We start from the raw sequence: 18,061 nt of genomic DNA, 5'->3' as shown, positions 1-18,061 counted from the left end.
TCGGGGTGAACTCGCCGCACCAGACGGCCCCGGTGCGGGTACCGGGCGGCCGGTGGCGCGGCATGCGGCCTGGCGCTGGGCGACCGGCCAGGCACAGCACGTCCTGGCGACCGGCCACCTCGGCAAGATCCTGCGCCTGTTCCGCGCGGTCCACGGGCTGAACCAGGCGGAGCTGGGGCAGCTGCTCGGCTACGACAAGACGTACGTGTCTGCGATCGAACTGGGCAAACGGACCGTGGACGACGTCGGCTCGCGGCGGCGCATCGCCGACCAGCTGCGGCTGCCGCCCCACGTGCTCGGGATCACCGATGTCGCGGACACCGATCACCGGGCGATGGTCGCGTTCGGCGAGTCCACGGTGCGCCTGGCGGAGATCGCCCGCCAGTCCGGGCATGCCACCGAAGCCGTCGCTGAGCTCTGGCCGCTGGTCGCCCGGTTGGAAGCGCGTCTGGATGACGGGCACTGCGAGCGGGAGGTTCTGCACCTGCTGGCTCAGGCCCGGGTCGGTCTCGGTGTGGCTCTGGGTAACGTCCTGCCCGAGGAGCGTCTGGCCGTGGCCGCGCGCTGGACCGGCAAGAGCCTGCCCATCGCCCGCCACTTCGCCGACCGGGCCTTCTCCTCGTCCGTGCTGCGGATGCACGGCAACGAGCTCCGCAAGGCCGGGATGCAGGGCGCCGCTGTCGACCGCCTTCAGCACGCCGCCGCCCTCGCCCCCACCCCCGCGGCGAGGGCCGCTGTCCTCCCGCTCCTGGCCCGCGCCGCAGGCGCTCTGGGGGACAGCGCGTTGTTCGACGAGGTGGTGAGCGAGGCGGAGGTGCTGCTGGAGGAGGTGGAGCACACCTCGCTGGCCAACCCGTACGCGCTGCACGAGATCCGGCTGCGCGGCCTGGTTGCGACGGGACGGGCGGACATCGCCATAAGGCTGGTGGAGCGGGCCCCGGCGCCCTCTCTGACGGTGGCGCCGCAGTGGCGGGTCATCGAGCTGATCACCGTCGCGCACGTGCGGCTGCTGGCGGACGACCGCGACGGGGCCGGTACGTGCCTGGAGGCGGCCGTTGGCGAGGCGGCCAGGCAGCGGCTGCCGCACCAGTTGCAGCGGATCATCCGGGCGGCGGGCGACCGGCTCCCGGCCAGCCGTGACGCCGCTGCCCAGGCGTTGGACCGGCTGCGCCAGGAGATGGCGGCCTAACCCGGCGCCGGAGCGGTCACCGGGCAACCCGGTGGCGGGGGCTGGCCGGGGTCGGTGGGGGCAGGGCATCTGCGAGGGTCCCTTCAGCGATCGGCGAGGGGGGCTCATCGGGGCAGCAGGTCCGGCCGCGCGGGCGCATCCGAGACGGAGACGGACTCCAGGTCGGCCAGCGGCGCGGCGAGTTCGGCGTCGCTGGCGACCAGGTGAGGGAGACCGGGTCTGATCTGGGCGCGGAGTTGCAGGCGGTAGGACCGGTGCCCGTCGGGGTCGCGTGCGCCCCGGACCAGCTGCCAGCCGCAGACGTCCTTGAGATACAGGGCGAGTCGGCTTTCCCTCACTGCGCTGCGGACCCAGATCGGCGGGCCGGGCAGGCGGGCGATGTAGTCGGCCAGCCACAGCGAGGCGATCCGGGCGAGGTGCTGATCGTGCTGGGCGGGGTGGGCGATGGCCGTGGTGACCGACAGGGCTTCCTCCTGCCGCTCCTCAGCGGTCCAGCCGACCAGGCCGGGTTCACGGACCATCAGCGTGAGCATTCCGACCAGTTGCCCGTCCTCTTCCATCCCGATGACCTGGGCGCTCTGGTGGCTGTCGGCGAGCTGGCTGAGCAGCGCGGGGTTCTGGCCGTGGTGCGGACGCTGGTGCTGCTGGTCCCACAGGGTGCGGGCGGTGAGCAGCGCGTCGATGCGTGGCCGGTCCGCGTGCGAGAGCAGTCTCATGACGTACACGAGGGGTCCTCGGTGGTGGGGGCGGCTGGTTTGAGGGCGATGCCGGCGAAGGCGCCGGAGTGCGAGGGGGGAGTTCGCGCGTCGGGGTGCTCGGGGTGCCAGTGCGCGGTGGGGACGAGCCCGGGAGGGAGCAGGGGCCAGTCACCGAACAGGGCGGCGACCGCCTGGCGGGGGCGGGGCCGGAGCGCGACGGCTGCTTCTTCGGCCCACAGGGCCGTGAGCTTGGCCTTCGCGCCCGGAGCGTGTTCCAGGTCGGCGGTGGCATGAGTGATGGACAGGGCGCTGCGGGGCGGCAGCCAGTTCCGCAGCGCGGCGAGGGCGCTGTCCACCGTCTGGTCATCTCCGATCCACGGGAGTACGTCGTGGAGCAGGACGGCGATGGGACGCTGGGGGTCGAACCGGTGGGTGACCTGGGGGTGGGCGAGCACCTGGCCCATGTACTGGATGTCGGCCTGGAGTACGCCGCATCTGTCGTCGTCTGCGGGCCGGTAGACGTGAGCGTATGTGCCCACGACGGCGTCGATGTCCACGTGCAGGATCGTGGCCTGGGGGAGCACCTCCCGGATCAAGGGCGTGTGGGGCTGGTGGCCCGCTGGCCAGGGGGGATATCCACAGCCCAGGTCGAGGACCTGCTCGATGCCGAGCTCGGCGACCAGCTGCACGGTCAGCCTGCCGTGATCACGGTTGATGCGGGCGGCCGACACCAGCGTGTTGTCCACCTCCGACAGACGCCGCCCGAAAGCCCGGTCCAGCTGGTAGGAGTCCTTGCCGTCGCACAGCCAGTCGTCGACACGGGCGGGGTTCGGATGGCGCATCTGTGCGAAGGGCACATCCTCGGGTGCTCCCGGCCCCTTGCCTGGTGCGTCGCTCAGCATGGCGCGCTCTCCGCTCCCAGCTCGGCGGGCGGCGCGGGGGTGTGGTGGTTATTGATGACGATCGCGTTGCCCCTGACGGGCAGGGCCAGCAGTCCTTCGGCCGCCAGGTCGCACAGGGCCCGGCGGACATCACGCGGTGAGATGCCCAGCAGACGGGCGAGGTCGCGTCCCGGCGGCAGCGGGCGGTTCAGCCGGTAGTGCCCGGTGCGGATCTCCTCGCGCAGCTGCCGGGCGGCGGCGATCGCGTGCGGGCCGGGTTCGGTGTGCCGGATCTTCCACCGCTCGCGCGGCGCCACGACGAAACGGTGGCCGGACGCCCGGTCGAGGACCCCGCGGGCGTAGAGGCGGTCGAGGGCGGAGCGCACGCAGATCTCCGGCACCCGAAGCTCCCGGGCGAGGGCGGCCGGGGCGGGGAGCGCTGCGCCGAAGAAGTGGTCACCGCGGGCGATGCGGGTGAACAGGACGTGCCCGGTGCTGCTGAGGTCGGTGGCGGACACGGGCCGCACACCCCGCCGCGTCACCAGGCACCGTCCCCGGCGGGGCGCTGCGCCAGGAGGTCCTGGAGCGCGGGCAGCGAGAGGGTCACGAGGAGCGGCAGGTGCTCGGAGAGGTGTCCGACCTCGTCGATCCTGCCGGTCCCCACCGATGTGATCGCCTGGGCCAGCTCTTCGGACAGGTAGATCCGGCTGGTCCGTGACGGTGCCTCCCGGTGGGGCTGGAGCGGTGTGAAGCCGGTGGTCGGCTTCAGGGCCTGGTACTGGTCGAGGTTGCAGCTCGCCCAGCGGGCCGCATCCGTATAGCCCGCGCCCTGCATGGTGCGGTCCGGCCGGTCGTCGCCATAGCGGCGTCGGCCTTCGAGGAAGGTGCGCTGGGTGTAGAACACGAGGTCCTGCGTCTTGGCCAGGTCCGGGGGAATCTCGGCTTCGGGGTAGCTGTGCCGGTTGCCGCCGGTGATGCACAGTCCGGGCAGCCCGCTCGTGCGGTCGTAGGCGATGAGCGTGGTGGACCACTCGGCCTCACGGAGCCGGTTCTCGGCGGAGAAGGGACAGCCGTGCTCACTGACCAGCAGCAGTTTCCCGGTGCTCAACTGGCCCTCCTCGCCGCGCAGGCGGGCCGCGATCGCTGCCGGCGGGTGGTGGGGAGCCGGGGGATGGCAGAGGCGGTCGTGGAAGACGAGCGGCCCGTGGGCCCGCAGGAACACGCAGGCGAGCTCCAGGGAGGCGGCGGTACGGGCGGCCGGGTAGCCGATCACGTCCACGGTGTCCTCGACGAGCGCGAGGTCCTTCGGCTCAAGGCCCTGCCACAGCACCACATCCGGGGACAGCGCGGACAGGTAGTCCAGCGCCTCGGGCAGCTGCTCGTTGTGGGTGAGGTGCCAGGACACGACGGTCACCTCGGCAGGGGCCGTGGTCGAAGGGGAAGGCGGAGGGGGCATGGGTCCTCAAAAGCGGGAAAGGGGTGAAGGGGCTTGGGAGGGAGGGGTGTTCAGCTGGCGGGGCTGCGCAGGATCACGCAGGCGGCGCGCTGGCTCGTGAGGTCGTAGCGGGTGGCGTGGGCCCAGCCGTCGCCGAGCCGGTCAAGCTCTGGTTCCGTCATCCCGCCGCGCAGGGTCCGGGCCTCGTGGTCGGTGATGCGGATCTCGCTCAGGTACAACTGGCCGCCGGGCCGCAGCCAGTTGGTGCGGATGCGGTAGAGCAGAGCGGCGGGGTCGGCGAGCAGGGACAGGGACTGGCGGCACACGACCAGGTCGACGCTGCGCGCGATCAGCCCGGGAGGGTCGCCCAGGGAGAGGTCGTGGACGACGTACGGCAGCGGGCAGGGGGTGGCCTGGCGGGCCATGGTGATCGCGAAAGGCGACCAGTCGAGGCCCGTCACGTCCATCCCGGCCGCGTACAAGTGGCGGGTGAAGTCCCCGGTGCCGCAGCCCGCGTCGATGGCCCTCTTCCCACGGTGTCCGGGGAAGCGCTGCTCGAAAAGGCGGAGCTCCTCGGAGGTGAGCGGGTGCCGATAGACGCCGCTGGTGGTCGCCAGGTCCCAGAAGATCACGTCATGGGGAGCCAACCGGGGCGGGCTCGTCGTCATACGGACTGTCCTCTCGACCACCCCACAGAAGCGGGGCGAACTAGTTGTTTTCGGTCGGGGTGAGGGCGCGCCTGCCTCCGCGTTCCAGTCGCGCGGAGCCCGGGCGCCTGACGCGGCCTGGCACAGCGCCGACGGGCCATCTCGCGGCGCACCCTCTCCGTCGCGCTGGAGGCGCAACCCCAGCGCGCGCTCCGGGCCGAAGAGGGCCCCGGCTGGTTGGCCGCCTCCTGGGCGCGTCGCGGACGGGGAGGTCTCGACTGCGGCCAGGAGGCGGCCCGCTACGGCGGAGGCAGGTCGAACGGGCCGCTGAGCATGTCGAGGATCCCGACCTGGGGTGCGTCGGTCACGGCAGCCGCCCCGGGAACACCCAGATCAGCGACATCAGCAACAGGCATACGAGGGGGAAGCCCGCGCAGTGCTGGAGGAAGTGCCGCCAGAACGGGAGCGGGTCCCGGCGCGTGGCCGCAGGGGCCGTGGTCCTGCGGCGCGCAGCCTGCACCGAGCGGGCCAGCAGCACCGCGTACAGGGGGAGCAGGCCGTAGACGAACAGCGAGCGGACGATCATGATCCAGGCGTGGTGAGTGGGGGTAAGGCGGGAGGGTCATTGCTGTGCACCTGCCTCGGCTTCGGTGCGGCAGACCAGGCGTATGCCCCAGCCGTGCAGCCACGTCTCCAGCCCGTGCCGCCCCCACTGCGGCTCGCCCACACACATCGGCGGAACCAGGTCAGCAGCAGACTCCACCGTCAGCAGCGTGATCTGCCTGCCCTGGACCAGGCGCTGCACGTGCTGCCAGCCCGGCCGGTCCCACAGCGGCCAGTCCGACAGGTCACGGTCGTGATGGAACCAGCAGACCGACCCGCCGTGCGCCTCGGCCGTCCGCCCGAGGCGTTCGTGTATCTGCGCTGCCTCGGCGCCGTCGGGGAGGACGACGTACGTCGCGGCCGACACCCGCAGCGCCTCGACCCGCGCGGTCAGAGCACGCAGCGACCGTACATACGCCCTGCTGGGCCGGGCCGCATCGACGGGTTCCAGTTCCAGGAACTGCCGGGCCTGGATCACTGCCGCCGCCAGCTCCGGCGTGGGATCGAAGGCCAGCTCCAGGGTCCGAAGGAGGTTCTTGATCCGCTCGCGGTCCTCGCGCACCGCGCTGATGCACAGCAGCTGCCGGGCGATCTGTTCGAGGGAGCCGGTGCCCTCGTCTTCGGGATGGGGCTGGGCGAGCAGCGTCTTCGCCTGGGATAAGGGAAGTTGCACCCGGGTCACGGGCCCTCCGAGGAGATCAGGGCGGTGGGCTTCGGGTTCCTTGCTGCGGGGGCTGGGGCGCGTGGAGGTGGCGCCACTCAGCGGGTGGGTGTTCACCGGACTCCCCTCCTGGGAACGGCAGTTACTGAGGTTGGCGGCGTGATGTCGTGAGGGTGAGGCCGGTTCCGGTGAGGCAGCCGTCGAGGAGGTCGGGGTGGTACTGGATCTCGCGGAGTCTTGTGCGCAGGATGCGGATCAGGTGGTCGGGGTCGGCGAAGGCGGTGTTGCACTGACCCGAGCGGCGGATCAGGGACCAGATGCCCTCGACAGGGTTCAAGTCGGGTGCGTATGGCGGAAGTTGGAAGGAGGTGATCCAGTCGCGATCGTCGATGAAGGTCCGCAGACGGGCGTCGAGGTGCACGTTCAGGTTGTCCTATACAAGCACCAGCGGTGCGTCCAACTGTGTGTGCGCGGCGATCAGCAGGTCGCGGTAGTCGCTCCAGGCGAAGCTGCGTCGCCCTTTGCTCTTGTGGTCGGCATGCCGTCTGGGCCGGAAGATCAGGCGCGAGCGTTCGCCGGGCTTGTAGCAGGCCAAGGCGGCGATGGAGAAGCGGCGCTGCGAGCGTCCACGCACCCGGATCACCGGGGTGCGGCCGCGTTTGGCCCAGCTGCGACGGGTGGGCGGCGTCATCGAGAAGCCGGCTTCGTCCTCGAAGACGACGTAGGCCCCGAGCGCCGCCGCGGTGCTTCCACCTGCGGCCACGTGTCCTTCACCCAGCCACTGACCCTCTCCTCGTCTCGCTCCAGTGCCCGCCGGGCCGGGACCTGGTGGCTGAAGCCGTTGCGGTGGAGCATCCGCGCGATGGACGAGAGCGTCATCGTCTTGTGGAACCGGCGCCCGATCAGCGTCTTGATCCTGGCCAGGGTCCATGTCTGGTCGCCCCAGCCATGGGCTACCGGCCCTTTGGCCAGCTCTTCTTCCAGAGCCACGACCAGGGCCTGGCCCAGCTTCGGCCGGGCCGCCGAGCCCCTGGTCCGCAGAGCGGTGTCTCCGCCCCGCTGCCACGAGCGGCGCCAGCGTTGCACGGAGCGCACGCTGACCCGCAGCCGCTTCGCCACCTGCGCGTTGTCCTGCCCCGCGGCGAACATCCCGGCCGCCTCCATACGGATGCGCTCGCGAAACACCCGCCGCTCGGCCGTCAGACCACCGCCTTGCGGATACCTCATATACCGGATGTACCGCGACGACCATCACCTGTCAGCCCCAAACGACATCACGCCGCCAACCTCAGTGGTGGTTTCGTTGACCATGAGCCAACCGCTCGGGGCGGGGGGCCGGTATCCCCGCGTGGCGGGGGAGGCCGTCAAACCCGTCAAACTTTGTACCCTTGTGAACAGGGGCGTCTGATGCGCAGTGCCGCGCGGAAGCGGAACGAGGACCTGGCCGCTGTGATCGCCGAAACCGGCTGGTCGCAGACCAAGGTGGCCGCGGCGTTCGTACGCGTCGCTGCCGAGGCACGGGCCGGGGAACTGCTCGGCACCAGCCGGTCGCAGGTCGCGATGTGGGTCAGCGGCACGCGCCCGAGCGGCAGGGCGCCCCGTATCTTGTGCGAGACGTTGTCCCGACGGCTCCAACGCCCCATCACCCTTGCCGAGATCGGCCTCTGTATGCCGGGATCGGCGGCGGTCACGGCGATCGAATGGCACGTCGATACGCTGACCGAGCTGGTGGACCTGGGGAGAGCCAACGTGGATCTGGAACGTCGCCGCCTGCTGTCCGGGGCCGCCTACTCGGTGGGCGGGCTGGTCCTGCCCGGACGGCAGTGGTGGGACGAGGCCCCCGAGCGGGCCCGGCGCCGGCCTGCGGCGACCGGCCGCCGGGTTGGCACCGCGGAGGTCAGCGCGCTGCGCGAGACAACGGAGTTCTTCTCCCGGCGGGACCAGCTGCACGGCGGGATGGACGGCCGCACCGCCCTCTACCAGTACATCAGCGACGACATCGCGGCCTACGTCGGTGGCGTGTTCGCAACCGATCAGGTGCGGCGCAGTCTGTTCTCCGCCGCGGCGGAGGCGGTGTACGTCGCGGGGCGGATGAGCTTCGATGCCTCTCGTCACGAGGCGGCCAGGCGCTACTTCACCCTCGCGACGAAGCTGGCGGCCGAAGCCGGTGACGCCCCGCTGGGCGGCCACATCCTGCGCGCGATGGCCCACCAGGCCACCGACCTCGGCCACCCGGCAAAGGCCGTGGACCTGGCGACGGAGTCCATCGCACGCAAGAGGTACACGCTGGCCACGCCCCGCGAACGCGCCCTGCTCGGCGTGGTGCAGGCCCGCAGTCTCGCGGCGGCCTACCCAAGGCGCGAGGCCCTCGCCACGCTGCTCCGCGCCGAAGACGACCTCGCCTCGGCGACCCCGGGCGATGATGAGCCGTCGCGTGTCTGGTTCTTCGCCGAGGCGTCGCTGGCGCACGAGACCGCCCGCACGCTGTGGACGCTGGGCGACCTTGACGGCGCGCTGCGGGAGTTCCGCCGCAGCGTGCAGACCCGGAAGGCCGACACCTTCAGCCGCACCCACTCCGTAACACTCGGGTACATGGGCGCCGTACAGGCCCAGCAGGGCAACGTCGAGGCGGCGTGCGAGACTTGGTCGCGGGCCCTGGACGCGATGGACGGAATCCACTCCGGCCGGGCCCGCGAGACCGTGATCAACATGCGCCGGGTGCTCTCCCCCTACCGCAACCGAGGCATCCCGGCAGCGGCGCAGATCGACGAGCGCGCCAGGACGGTCCTCGCGGGCGTAGCCTGACCGGGCCATGATCGCGCGGGCGCAGGACTCGGAGGGGTCGGCGGCCCGCCACTGATTGAGAACGAGGGGGCGTCCGTGTCCGTGGAGCGCATCGAGTTTCCTGTCGTCGCCGACGTCGTCGGCGGCCACCTGGGCCGCCTGGACGACTACAAGGGCGGCGTGGAATCGATCATCCGTCTGCGCCCCGAGTACCCGCTGGAGACTCTGCAAGGGATCGAGGAGTTCTCCCACCTGCAAGTCATGTGGTACTTCAGCGCGGGCAGCGCCGCCGACGTCGCGCTGCACGCCCGCAGCCCCCGCGACAACCCCGCTTGGCCCGCCACGGGGACCTTCGTCCACCACAACCACCGCCGCCCAGCCCGCCTCGCCACCAGCTTCCCCCGACTCCTGCGCGTCGACGGCCGTGACCTCCACGTCGTCGACCTCGACGCCGACGACGGGACACCGGTCATCGACTTCGTCGCCTGCTTTAAGGAGATGCTTCCGCGCGGCCCCGTGACCCAGCCCGCTTGGCCCGGCGAGATGCTGGAGGACTACTGGAAGGACGCTCAGGAACGCTGAGACGAGCCATTCACTCCAGCTTCGCGTCGCCGCTTCCGCAGATCGTTCAGCCGCGCATGCCGTTGCTCAGTGTGGCTGCCAGCCAGAACGGTGCCCAAGCCATGGCCTCGCCGATCTCCCCAGGCAGGAGCGTGGCAGAGAGGAGCCAGATGACAGGCACCAGGGGAATCAGCAAACAGTAGTACCCGGCACCCTCATCTGCGGGCTTGCTCTTCGAGGTCGGGTCTGTATGCACGTCGCGAAGGCAGGGACCGCCGACGGGCCCACGCATGAGTACTAGAGGCCCGCTCGGTGGGGCTGCGGTGAGCCAGAGCTGCGGAGAGGATGAAGGCCAACTCCTTGGAGGCTAAAGGACGACGGCGGGGGACTATTCGATTGCGCCGGTGGTCGTGGGGTCCTAATCTTCCGGGCAACGCGTAGACGGAGACGAGTAGCCAGGGATCACGCGAGCAGAGAGAGCCGCCGGCAGCTGGGAAGGCGGTCTCGCACCCCGCGGTGAAGACCCTCCTGAGCGCGGGGAGGAACGACCTCGTGGTCCAATGCCCCGCCGGTCGGCCCCCGTGATCGGGCCTGAATGAGGCCGCCACCTGGTGGCGGTGAAAGTGCGGTGGTACCGCGAGTTCCCTTCTCGCCCGCACTCCCAAGGGATCATGACGACGTCCTCCGGAGGACCGAAATGATCCACAGCCGCGTTCACATCGCCGACCTGCGAGAACGCGTCGGCCGTACCGTAACCGTCTGCGGATGGGTGAACACCCTTCGCCTGCAGAGCAAGATGCAGTTCGTCATCGTGCGGGATGGCACCGGGATGGTGCAGGTGACCCACAAGCGCGACGGTGGGCCGCAGGAGGGCCAGCTCGAAGCCCTCACCCCCGAGTCCGCTGTGCGCGTCACTGGGCGTGTCGTTGACGCCGCCCAGGTGAAACTCGGCGGCCTTGAGATCGTCCCCGAGACGGTCGAGGTTCTGAACCCGGCCGCCACGCCCCTGCCGATCGACGAGCACACCGGGCTGGAACAGTGCCTTGACTGGCGTTTCCTGGACGTACGCCGCCGCCCTGCCGCTCAGCTGCTGTTCGCCGTACAGACCACCCTGGAACAGGGCATGCGCGAGTACGCCTACGCGCAGGGCGCCACGGAGATGCACACTCCCAAGCTCATGGGCACCGCCTCGGAGTCCGGAGCGGAGGTGTTCAAACTCGGATACTTCGACCGCAGCGCCTATCTGGCACAGTCCCCGCAGTTCTACAAGCAGATGGCGATCGCGGCCGGCATCGACAAGGTCTTCGAGATCGGGCCGGTCTTCCGTGCCGAACCGTCGTTCACCTCCCGCCACGCCACCGAGTTCACCGGTGTCGACGTGGAGCTGGCCTGGATCGACGGGGTCGAGGACGTGATGGCGTTCGAGGAGCGGATGCTGGCCCACGCCATCGGCAAGGTCGCTGATGCGCACGGGACAGCGGTCGCCGAGCACTTCGATGTCGAGATCACGGTTCCCACGACGCCTTTCCCCCGTATCAGCATGGCCGAGGCACACGAGATCCTGCGCAAGGGCGGCTGGGACCCGCAGGGAGTCAAGGAGGACCTCGACCCGGAGGGCGAGCGGAGCCTTTCGGCCCACATCGAGAAGATCACCGGGCATGAGTTCGTGTTCATCACGCACTACCCGGTTGGCATCCGGCCGTTTTACCACATGCGGCCGGCCGACGACCCGAGCGTGACCTTGAGCTTTGACCTTCTGTGGAAGGGACTGGAGGTCACCACCGGCGCCCAACGCGAACACCGCTACGACGTACTGCTGAAGCAGGCTGCCGAGAAGGGCATGAGTCCCGAGCCGTTGCAGGACTACTTGAACGCGTTCCGCTACGGATGTCCGCCGCATGGGGGACTCGGCATGGGCTTGGGGCGCGTGCTGATGGTGCTGCTCGGCCTGGACTCGATCCGCGAGGCCACCTTCCTCTTCCGTGGCCCGAACCGCCTCACCCCGTAGGCAGCAACGCCTGGAGGCGCCAGTCGAACCGGCGGCCGCCCCAAGGCGGATCAGTCTTCCTACGACACCGGTACCTTCCGCTCGTCCGCCTCCTCATGGCAGCTCCTGGCTGGCTGGGGGACCATCCCCGCGCACGTGGGGATGGTCCCTCTCTGTCGGACATGCGCGACTCTCTGATGAGCTGGGAGGGCGGCCGCGTGACATAGCCAATTGACACACGTACACCGGGCGCGGTGCGGGCTCGTGCTCTTCAACGTTTACCCCCTGTCATGGCAATGACTGCCTAGTGCCCGGTTCGCGTCACCACAGCCCCAGGGGGCAGCCTTCCGTCGCCGCCGCGCGGAAACCGAGGGCGATCTCTGCCTCGGACTCGCCCGTGGCACATCCGGTCCCAATAGCTAGCCTCAGCGATAGTCCGTGAACGCCCGGCCGGGCCGCTGATGGGTAGGTCGTTGCGGCTGGCAGCGGATGGATTCGCTGACGGCAGACGAGGAAGGTCCCGAAATTACTGGAATCTCTCCGAAGGCCATGTCAACGTACAACGTCCCGGGAACGATCCAGGTCAGCCACGGAAAGGCGGGCGGTAGAGCGATGTTCGCACCGGCGGTTTCACAGCAATCTGCAGTCACCACTTGTTGAGCGGAGGCGCCGATTCGTCCGTTGGGCTGCCCCGGTCTTCAACTCTTCGAGTCTGGACGCTCTGATTCTCTGAGCCTAGCCAGGCTGATCGGTGACGATCTGCGGTAATGGGGCTGCCGCCGCGACCATGAGTCTCTGAAAATGGGTGCTGGCTGCGGCACATCTATGTTCGGGAACTTCCCTCACTGCGGCCTGCTGGTCCCTGTCACGGGCACTATGACGAGACCTCCGACATTTGGATCCCGGCGAATCGATGATTGGGCGGTTGCTGCGCCGGAACTTGGAGACTCAACAGCATTGCGCAAGGCGATATATAGCAGACGATCCCCGGTTTCCGAAACCGGGGATCGTGGAGACCATTGATGCTGTTCCTGAAGAGGGTTCTGGCCCGTGTATTGCGGTGTGTTCCCGCCGTTCCGCATAAACGATTTCAAGTATGAAGGTGACATGGCATGGCTCGTCCTCCGGCGCTGAAGCTCGCTGAGGTTCTGGCGGAGATCCGCATGAGTCCGTCGGCGTTCTACCGCATGCGCGCTCGCGGGCAAGCCCCCCGCATGCTCAAGCTGCCCAATGGCGAACTCCGGTGCCGCCGCGCCGACCTGGATGCCTGGTGGGACATGTGCGAGAGAGACTCTGACACTTGGCGATGAGTTACAACGTCCGCTTCTGGGACATACGCGAGCGCCTCGATCGGCGCAAGCCCTACATGGTCCGGTGGACGGTCAACGGGCGTGAAAAATCCGAGTCATTCATGACCCTCGGTCTCGCCGACAGCAGACGCTCCAAGTTGGTGACGGCAGCGCGCGACGGCGAGCCCTTCGACGAACACACGGGTCTGCCGGCGTCCGAGCTGCGCGCCATCAAACAGCGGACGACGTGGTACGACCTGGCCCACGAATATCTCGACCAGCGGTGGGACCGCACGCCGGGAAACACCCGCCGCACGCTGGCCGACGCATTCGCCACGATCACACCTGCCCTGGTGCACCCCGGCGCGATCTATCCGGAGCCACGGGTACTGCGACGTGCCCTGTACTCGTGGGCATTCAACAAGAACGCATGGACCCGGGAACCGACCGAGGAGTGGCGCAAGGCCCTGGACTGGATGAAGCGCAACTCCCTGCCCGTAAGCGCCCTCGCGGAAGCCGATGTGCTGCGCCGCGCACTGGATGCCATGTGCCGCAAGCTGGACGGGAACGCGGCCGCGGCCAAGACGGCGCGGCGCAAGAGGGCTGCTTTCAACGAGGTCCTCAACACCGCTGTGGAGAAGGGTTACTTCGCGGAAAATCCGCTGAACGGTCTGCGGTGGAGCGCGCCGGCGGTCAACGAGGAGGTGGACCCGGCTGCCGTTCCCAACCCGGCCCAAGTCGCCCGGCTGCTTGCCGCCGTTGCCCAGCAGCGGGGGCGGGGGCCTCATCTGGAGGCGTTCTACGGCTGCATGTACTACGCGGCGATGCGTCCGGCGGAGGTCATTCACCTCCGCCTCGACCAGTGCCATCTGCCCACGACCGGCTGGGGGATGCTCAACTTGTCGGGCGGTGTCGTGACTGCGGGTAAGGAATGGACGGATGACGGAGTCGTGCACGAGGTGCACTCGCTCAAGCGCCGAGCGGAGACCGCGACCCGGCCCGTCCCGATCCCGCCGCAGTTCGTGCGCATGCTGCAGGCGCACGTCGACCGGTTCGGCGTGACGCCGGACGGACGGCTGTTCCGTAATCAGAAGGGCAACTATGTGGACGCCTCCGCCTACGGCTTGACGTGGGCGCGGACACGGAGAGACGTCTTGACCCGGACGGAACTGGCTTCCAAGCTCGCCAAGCGGCCGTACGACCTCCGGCACGCCGGCATCTCGTTCTGGCTGTATTCGGGAGTGGACCCGGCCGAATGTGCCCGTCGTGCGGGTCAGAGCATCGAAGTCCTCTTCCGTCATTACGCCAAGTTCCTGGACGGGGTGCGAGAGCAGGCCAACCGCCTCATCGAGCAGTCCATGCAGGAGTGGGACCGTGTCAGTCAGGGCTCCCAACCGGCCGGGTGAGCCGAGGTTTTGGTCCGTGACTGGTCCGGAAGCACTGGTCTGGAGCGGGACAGCAGTGGGATGAATTGGGAGTTACGCCATAAACCGGACCCCGCTATGAGTGGGCCGGCCGAAAGGCGCCTGACCGGGAAAACCCCAGGTCAGGCGCCTTTTTCTGGGTCCCTAGAAGAAGCCCAGCTTCTTCGCCGAGTATGATGTGAGTATGTTCTTCGTCTGCTGATAGTGATCCAGCATCATCCGATGCGTCTCCCGTCCGATCCCCGACTGCTTGTAGCCGCCGAAGGCGGCGTGCGCCGGGTAGGCGTGGTAGCAGTTGGTCCAGACCCGGCCCGCCTGGATCGCTCGGCCCGCGCGGTATGCCTGGCTGCCGTCGCGGGTCCAGACGCCCGCGCCCAGGCCGTACAGCGTGTCGTTGGCCGTTCGGATCGCGTCGTCGAAGTCCGTGAAGGACGTGACCGCGACGACCGGGCCGAAGATCTCCTCCTGGAAGATCCGCATGCGGTTGTCGCCCTCGAAGATGGTGGGCTGTACGTAGTAACCGCCCGCCATTTCCCCGTCGTACTGCACCTGCTGACCACCCGTCAGGATCTTCGCGCCCTCCTGCTGGCCGATGTCCAGGTAGGAGAGGATCTTCTGGAGCTGGTCGTTGGACGCCTGGGCGCCGATCATCGTGTCGGTGTCCAGGGGGTGGCCCGCCACGATGGCCTCGGTGCGGGCGATGCCCGCGTCCAGGAAGTCGCTGTAGTGGCCGCGCTGGATCAGCGCGCGCGACGGACACGTACACACCTCCCCCTGGTTGAGGGCGAACATGGTGAACCCTTCGAGCGCCTTGTCGCGGAAGTCGTCGTCCGCCGCCCAGACGTCGTCGAAGAAGATGTTGGGGGACTTGCCGCCGAGTTCCAGGGTCACCGGGCGGATGTTCTCGGACGCGTACTGCATGATCAGGCGCCCGGTCGTCGTCTCTCCGGTGAAGGCGATCTTCGCGATGCGCGGGCTCGACGCCAGCGGCTTGCCCGCCTCCACGCCGAAGCCGTTGACGATGTTCAGTACGCCCGGCGGTATCAGGTCGGCCACCAGGCTCAGCCAGAAGTGCACCGACGCCGGGGTCTGCTCGGCCGGTTTGAGGACCACGGCGTTCCCCGCGGCGAGCGCGGGGGCGAGTTTCCAGGTGGCCATCAGGATGGGGAAGTTCCACGGGATGATCTGGCCCACCACGCCGAGCGGCTCGTGGAAGTGGTACGCGACCGTGTCCTCGTCGATCTGGCTCAGCGACCCCTCCTGCGCCCGCAGAACGCCCGCGAAGTAGCGGAAGTGGTCGATGGCGAGCGGGATGTCGGCGGCGAGGGTCTCGCGGACCGGTTTGCCGTTCTCCCAGCTCTCCGCGACGGCGAGCTCCTCCAGATGGGCCTCCATCCGGTCGGCGATCCTGCTCAGGACGGACGCCCGCTCGGCCGGGGCGGTCCTGCCCCACGCGGGCGCCGCCGCGTGCGCCGCGTCCAGCGCGGCCTCGACGTCCTCCGCCGTGCCGCGGGCGATCTCGGTGAAGGGGCGGCCGTTGACGGGGCTCGGGTTCTCGAAGTACTGGCCGCGGACGGGCGGCACGTACTCGCCGCCGATGAAGTGGTCGTAGCGGGACTCGTACGAGACGATCGCGCCCTCGGTGCCGGGCGCTGCGTAACGGGCCATCTCCGTTGCCTCCCTCCGGCGCCGTCCGCCCTCGGACGGCACTCGGTGCGGAGGCTAGGCCCGGCTACGTTGCGCCCCCGTTGCGGGGCGAGTGCGTGCTCGCTGGTCCCGCGCCCTACAGGAACTCCCGTCCCTCCCCGAGCTCGTTCAACCTCGCCCACACCGGCCCCTGCTGACACTCCGGCAGCGCGTCCGCCAGTGCCCGCAACACCGTCGCGTCGTCCTCGCCCCACGGGCTGCGCGTCCAGTCGGCGAGCAGGCCCGGGTCGCCGCGTTCGACGAGGGCCGCGCGCAGCTGTCCGGCGAGGCGGGCACGGAGGCGCACCACCGCGGGTGCCTGTGAGCCGGGCAGCAGCGGGCCCGCGTACGCGCCCATCGCCGCCGCGACCGCGCCCGAGGCGAGTCGGCGGGCGACGGTGTCGAAGTCGGCGTCCAGGCGCTGGGCCAGCCGGTACGGGCGCGAGGCGAGCAGGTCGGGGCCCAGCAGGCGGCGCAGCCGGGAGAGCTCGGCCCGGATCGTCACCGGGGTGACCGTCTCGTCCTCGTACAGATCGATCAGGAGCTGATCACCCGTCAGGCCCTCGGGGTGGCGGGAGAGCAGGACCAGGAGTTCGCTGTGGCGGCGGCTGAGCCGGACCTTGCGGCCACCCGCGACCAGCAGCGCCTCGTCCCGGCCGAGGGCGCTGAGGTGCACCGCGTCGCCCGGGGGCGGGGTGAGCAGCGCGAGTTCCGCCTCCGCCGCGCGGGCCACCGCCTGGACGAAGGCCAGGCTGTGCGGATGCGCCAGGCCGTCGCCGCCGGTGATGTCCACCGCGCCGAGCAGCCGGCCCGTGCGCGGGTCGTGCAGCGGCGCCGCCGCGCAGGTCCAGGGGTGCACCGGGCGCCGGAAGTGCTCGGCGGAGAAGACCTGTACGGGCCGGTCCTCGGCCAGGGCGGTCCCGGGCGCGTTGGTGCCGACCTCGGACTCCGCCCACCGGGCGCCGGGCACGAAGTTCATCCGGCCCGCCTCGCGCCGCGTCGCCGCCGGGCCCTCGACCCAGAGCAGTCGCCCCTGCGCGTCGCAGACGGCGACCAGATGATCGCCGTCCCGGGCGTAGACGTCCATCAACTCCCTGATCACCGGCATCACCCGGGCGAGCGGGTGCTCGTCGCGGTAGGCCGCCAGCTCGTCCTCGCCGAGTTCCACCCCGGCCGTGCCGTCGGGGCTGACCTTGGCCCGCACCGAACGCCGCCAGGACGCGGCCACCAGCGGACGCACGGGCCGCACCACCCGGCCCGCCGAGGTGAACGCCTCGTGGGCGCGCCGCAGTTCGCCGGTGCGCTCGACGGGGTCGGCGCCCGCTTCCAGGGCGACCCACGACTCGTACCGCGTCTCGGTCAACTGGGGCCTCCGGGCCGATGGGACGCACTGGGAACCGGTCCATCGTCGGCCCGTCCGGCGTCCCCGGCAAGGCACCTCGCACGCCGGTCGCGCATCCGCCACCGGTTCCGGTACCGCCGATGGTCCGTCAGGCGAAGTTGACCAGGCGGATGTAGCGTACCCAGTCCCAGTTGCTCCCCGGGTCGGTGTGGTCGGTGCCGGGCACCTGGTAGTGGCCGACGATGTGCTCCCGGTCCTTGGGAATGCCGAGCCGGTCGCAGAGGGCGGCGGTGAGCCGGGCCGACCGCTCGTACAGCGCGTTCGTGAAGTAGGCGGGCTGGTCCACCCAGCCCTCGTGCTCGATGCCGATGCTGCGGGTGTTGTAGTCCCAGTTCCCCGCGTGCCAGGCGATGTCGCGCTCGCGCACCATCTGCGCCGTGTAGCCGTCGGCGGAGCGCACCACGTAGTGGGCGGACACCTTCTTCGCCGGGTTCTGGAAGATGGCGAGCGTGTTGCTGAACGACTCCTGCGTCACATGGATGACCACGCGGTCGATCCGGTACGAGGAAGGGCGCTGCGAGGCCGTGAAGTTGGAGGCCGAGGCCGGCACCCAGTGCGCGTCCGGATCGTCCGTGTCGGCCGCCGCCTGCGCGCGCGTGGCGGGAAAGAGCAGCCCGGCGCCCACGGTCGCGGCGGCGCCCTGGAGGAGTCTTCTGCGGTCCACGGGAAACGGCGCTCCTCTACGTCGTGGCTGCGGCGCCAGTGATGTCGTGCGTGTCCTGTTCAACCGGGTGGAACCTCGCCGAGGTTACGGTACGGGGAGGCGCACGGAGGTGGAAGGCCCGGCGCGCGGGCGGGTCGGGCGCGGGTCGCG

Annotated in this window: 17 protein-coding genes and 1 pseudogene; 6 read left to right on the top strand and 12 right to left on the bottom strand. The window is 69.8% G+C overall.

The window, feature by feature from the left end:
- Nucleotides 1–52 precede the first annotated feature (52 nt).
- Nucleotides 53–1,189, top strand: coding sequence for a helix-turn-helix domain-containing protein (locus tag AB5J87_RS04495; protein WP_369374159.1), 1,137 nt, complete (start codon nt 53–55; stop codon nt 1,187–1,189).
- 104 nt (nt 1,190–1,293) lie between these two features.
- On the opposite strand, the gene AB5J87_RS04490 is transcribed toward AB5J87_RS04495, so the two are convergent.
- The 9 genes and pseudogenes from AB5J87_RS04490 to AB5J87_RS04450 all read right to left on the bottom strand — a co-directional run bounded on the left by AB5J87_RS04490 (nt 1,294) and on the right by AB5J87_RS04450 (nt 7,341).
- The gene (locus tag AB5J87_RS04490) at nt 1,294–1,914 is read right to left on the bottom strand and encodes a hypothetical protein (protein WP_369374157.1); all 621 of its coding nucleotides are present in this window, start codon (nt 1,912–1,914) and stop codon (nt 1,294–1,296) included.
- A complete protein-coding gene (locus AB5J87_RS04485) occupies nt 1,902–2,744 on the bottom strand; it encodes an SAM-dependent methyltransferase (RefSeq protein WP_369374155.1) in 843 nt (280 codons plus the stop codon). The genes AB5J87_RS04490 and AB5J87_RS04485 overlap by 13 nt, the downstream gene beginning before the upstream one ends.
- A gap of 38 nt (nt 2,745–2,782) precedes the next feature.
- Nucleotides 2,783–3,286, bottom strand: a complete 504-nt coding sequence (locus AB5J87_RS04480) for a GntR family transcriptional regulator (RefSeq protein ID WP_369374152.1) — start codon at nt 3,284–3,286, stop codon at nt 2,783–2,785.
- 20 nt (nt 3,287–3,306) lie between these two features.
- Nucleotides 3,307–4,173 (bottom strand): hypothetical protein, encoded by an 867-nt coding sequence (locus AB5J87_RS04475; protein WP_369374150.1) that lies wholly within the window; start codon nt 4,171–4,173, stop codon nt 3,307–3,309.
- 101 nt (nt 4,174–4,274) lie between these two features.
- The gene (locus AB5J87_RS04470) at nt 4,275–4,871 is read right to left on the bottom strand and encodes a class I SAM-dependent methyltransferase (protein ID WP_369374148.1); all 597 of its coding nucleotides are present in this window, start codon (nt 4,869–4,871) and stop codon (nt 4,275–4,277) included.
- A gap of 343 nt (nt 4,872–5,214) precedes the next feature.
- Nucleotides 5,215–5,436: a hypothetical protein gene (locus tag AB5J87_RS04465; protein WP_369374146.1), complete on the bottom strand. Its 222-nt coding sequence runs from the start codon at nt 5,434–5,436 to the stop codon at nt 5,215–5,217.
- Between the two features lie 36 nt (nt 5,437–5,472).
- Entirely contained in the window at nt 5,473–6,126 is a 654-nt protein-coding gene (locus AB5J87_RS04460; protein ID WP_369374144.1) for a hypothetical protein, read from the bottom strand.
- Between the two features lie 130 nt (nt 6,127–6,256).
- Nucleotides 6,257–6,805 (bottom strand): annotated as a pseudogene (locus tag AB5J87_RS04455) (transposase).
- Nucleotides 6,802–7,341 (bottom strand): winged helix-turn-helix domain-containing protein, encoded by a 540-nt coding sequence (locus AB5J87_RS04450; RefSeq protein ID WP_369374142.1) that lies wholly within the window; start codon nt 7,339–7,341, stop codon nt 6,802–6,804. Before AB5J87_RS04450 ends, AB5J87_RS04455 begins: the two are co-directional and overlap by 4 nt.
- Nucleotides 7,342–7,521: 180 nt before the next feature.
- Here AB5J87_RS04450 and AB5J87_RS04445 point away from each other — a divergent pair, with 180 nt between their 5' ends.
- The 5 genes from AB5J87_RS04445 (at nt 7,522) to AB5J87_RS04425 (ending at nt 14,141) form a co-directional block, all read left to right on the top strand.
- Complete coding sequence (locus tag AB5J87_RS04445) at nt 7,522–8,919, top strand: Tat pathway signal protein (RefSeq protein ID WP_369374140.1); 1,398 nt, start codon at nt 7,522–7,524, stop codon at nt 8,917–8,919.
- 75 nt (nt 8,920–8,994) lie between these two features.
- Nucleotides 8,995–9,480: a TrmO family methyltransferase gene (locus tag AB5J87_RS04440; RefSeq protein WP_369374138.1), complete on the top strand. Its 486-nt coding sequence runs from the start codon at nt 8,995–8,997 to the stop codon at nt 9,478–9,480.
- Nucleotides 9,481–10,156: 676 nt separating this feature from the next.
- On the top strand, nt 10,157–11,467 hold the full coding sequence (gene aspS / locus AB5J87_RS04435; protein WP_369374136.1) for an aspartate--tRNA(Asn) ligase: 1,311 nt from the start codon (nt 10,157–10,159) through the stop codon (nt 11,465–11,467).
- Nucleotides 11,468–12,558: 1,091 nt separating this feature from the next.
- A complete protein-coding gene (locus tag AB5J87_RS04430) occupies nt 12,559–12,756 on the top strand; it encodes a helix-turn-helix transcriptional regulator (RefSeq protein ID WP_369374134.1) in 198 nt (65 codons plus the stop codon).
- Complete coding sequence (locus tag AB5J87_RS04425; RefSeq protein WP_369374132.1) at nt 12,753–14,141, top strand: tyrosine-type recombinase/integrase; 1,389 nt, start codon at nt 12,753–12,755, stop codon at nt 14,139–14,141. Before AB5J87_RS04430 ends, AB5J87_RS04425 begins: the two co-directional genes overlap by 4 nt.
- Nucleotides 14,142–14,303: 162 nt before the next feature.
- Here the strand turns inward: AB5J87_RS04425 and AB5J87_RS04420 are convergent, their stop codons facing one another.
- From AB5J87_RS04420 to AB5J87_RS04410, 3 genes are all read right to left on the bottom strand, one after another.
- Nucleotides 14,304–15,827, bottom strand: coding sequence for an aldehyde dehydrogenase family protein (locus AB5J87_RS04420; RefSeq protein ID WP_369374130.1), 1,524 nt, complete (start codon nt 15,825–15,827; stop codon nt 14,304–14,306).
- A 115-nt stretch (nt 15,828–15,942) separates the two neighbouring features.
- The gene (locus AB5J87_RS04415) at nt 15,943–17,208 is read right to left on the bottom strand and encodes a GAF domain-containing protein (RefSeq protein WP_369374128.1); all 1,266 of its coding nucleotides are present in this window, start codon (nt 17,206–17,208) and stop codon (nt 15,943–15,945) included.
- Between the two features lie 127 nt (nt 17,209–17,335).
- Nucleotides 17,336–17,911, bottom strand: a complete 576-nt coding sequence (locus tag AB5J87_RS04410) for an N-acetylmuramoyl-L-alanine amidase (protein WP_369374126.1) — start codon at nt 17,909–17,911, stop codon at nt 17,336–17,338.
- Nucleotides 17,912–18,061: the final 150 nt, after the last annotated feature.

It is taken from the genome of Streptomyces sp. cg36 (genome assembly GCF_041080675.1).
In the GTDB taxonomy this organism is placed as follows: domain Bacteria; phylum Actinomycetota; class Actinomycetes; order Streptomycetales; family Streptomycetaceae; genus Streptomyces.
Note: the sequence above shows the minus strand (reverse complement) of the source record. Positions and strands in the feature narration are given on the sequence as shown.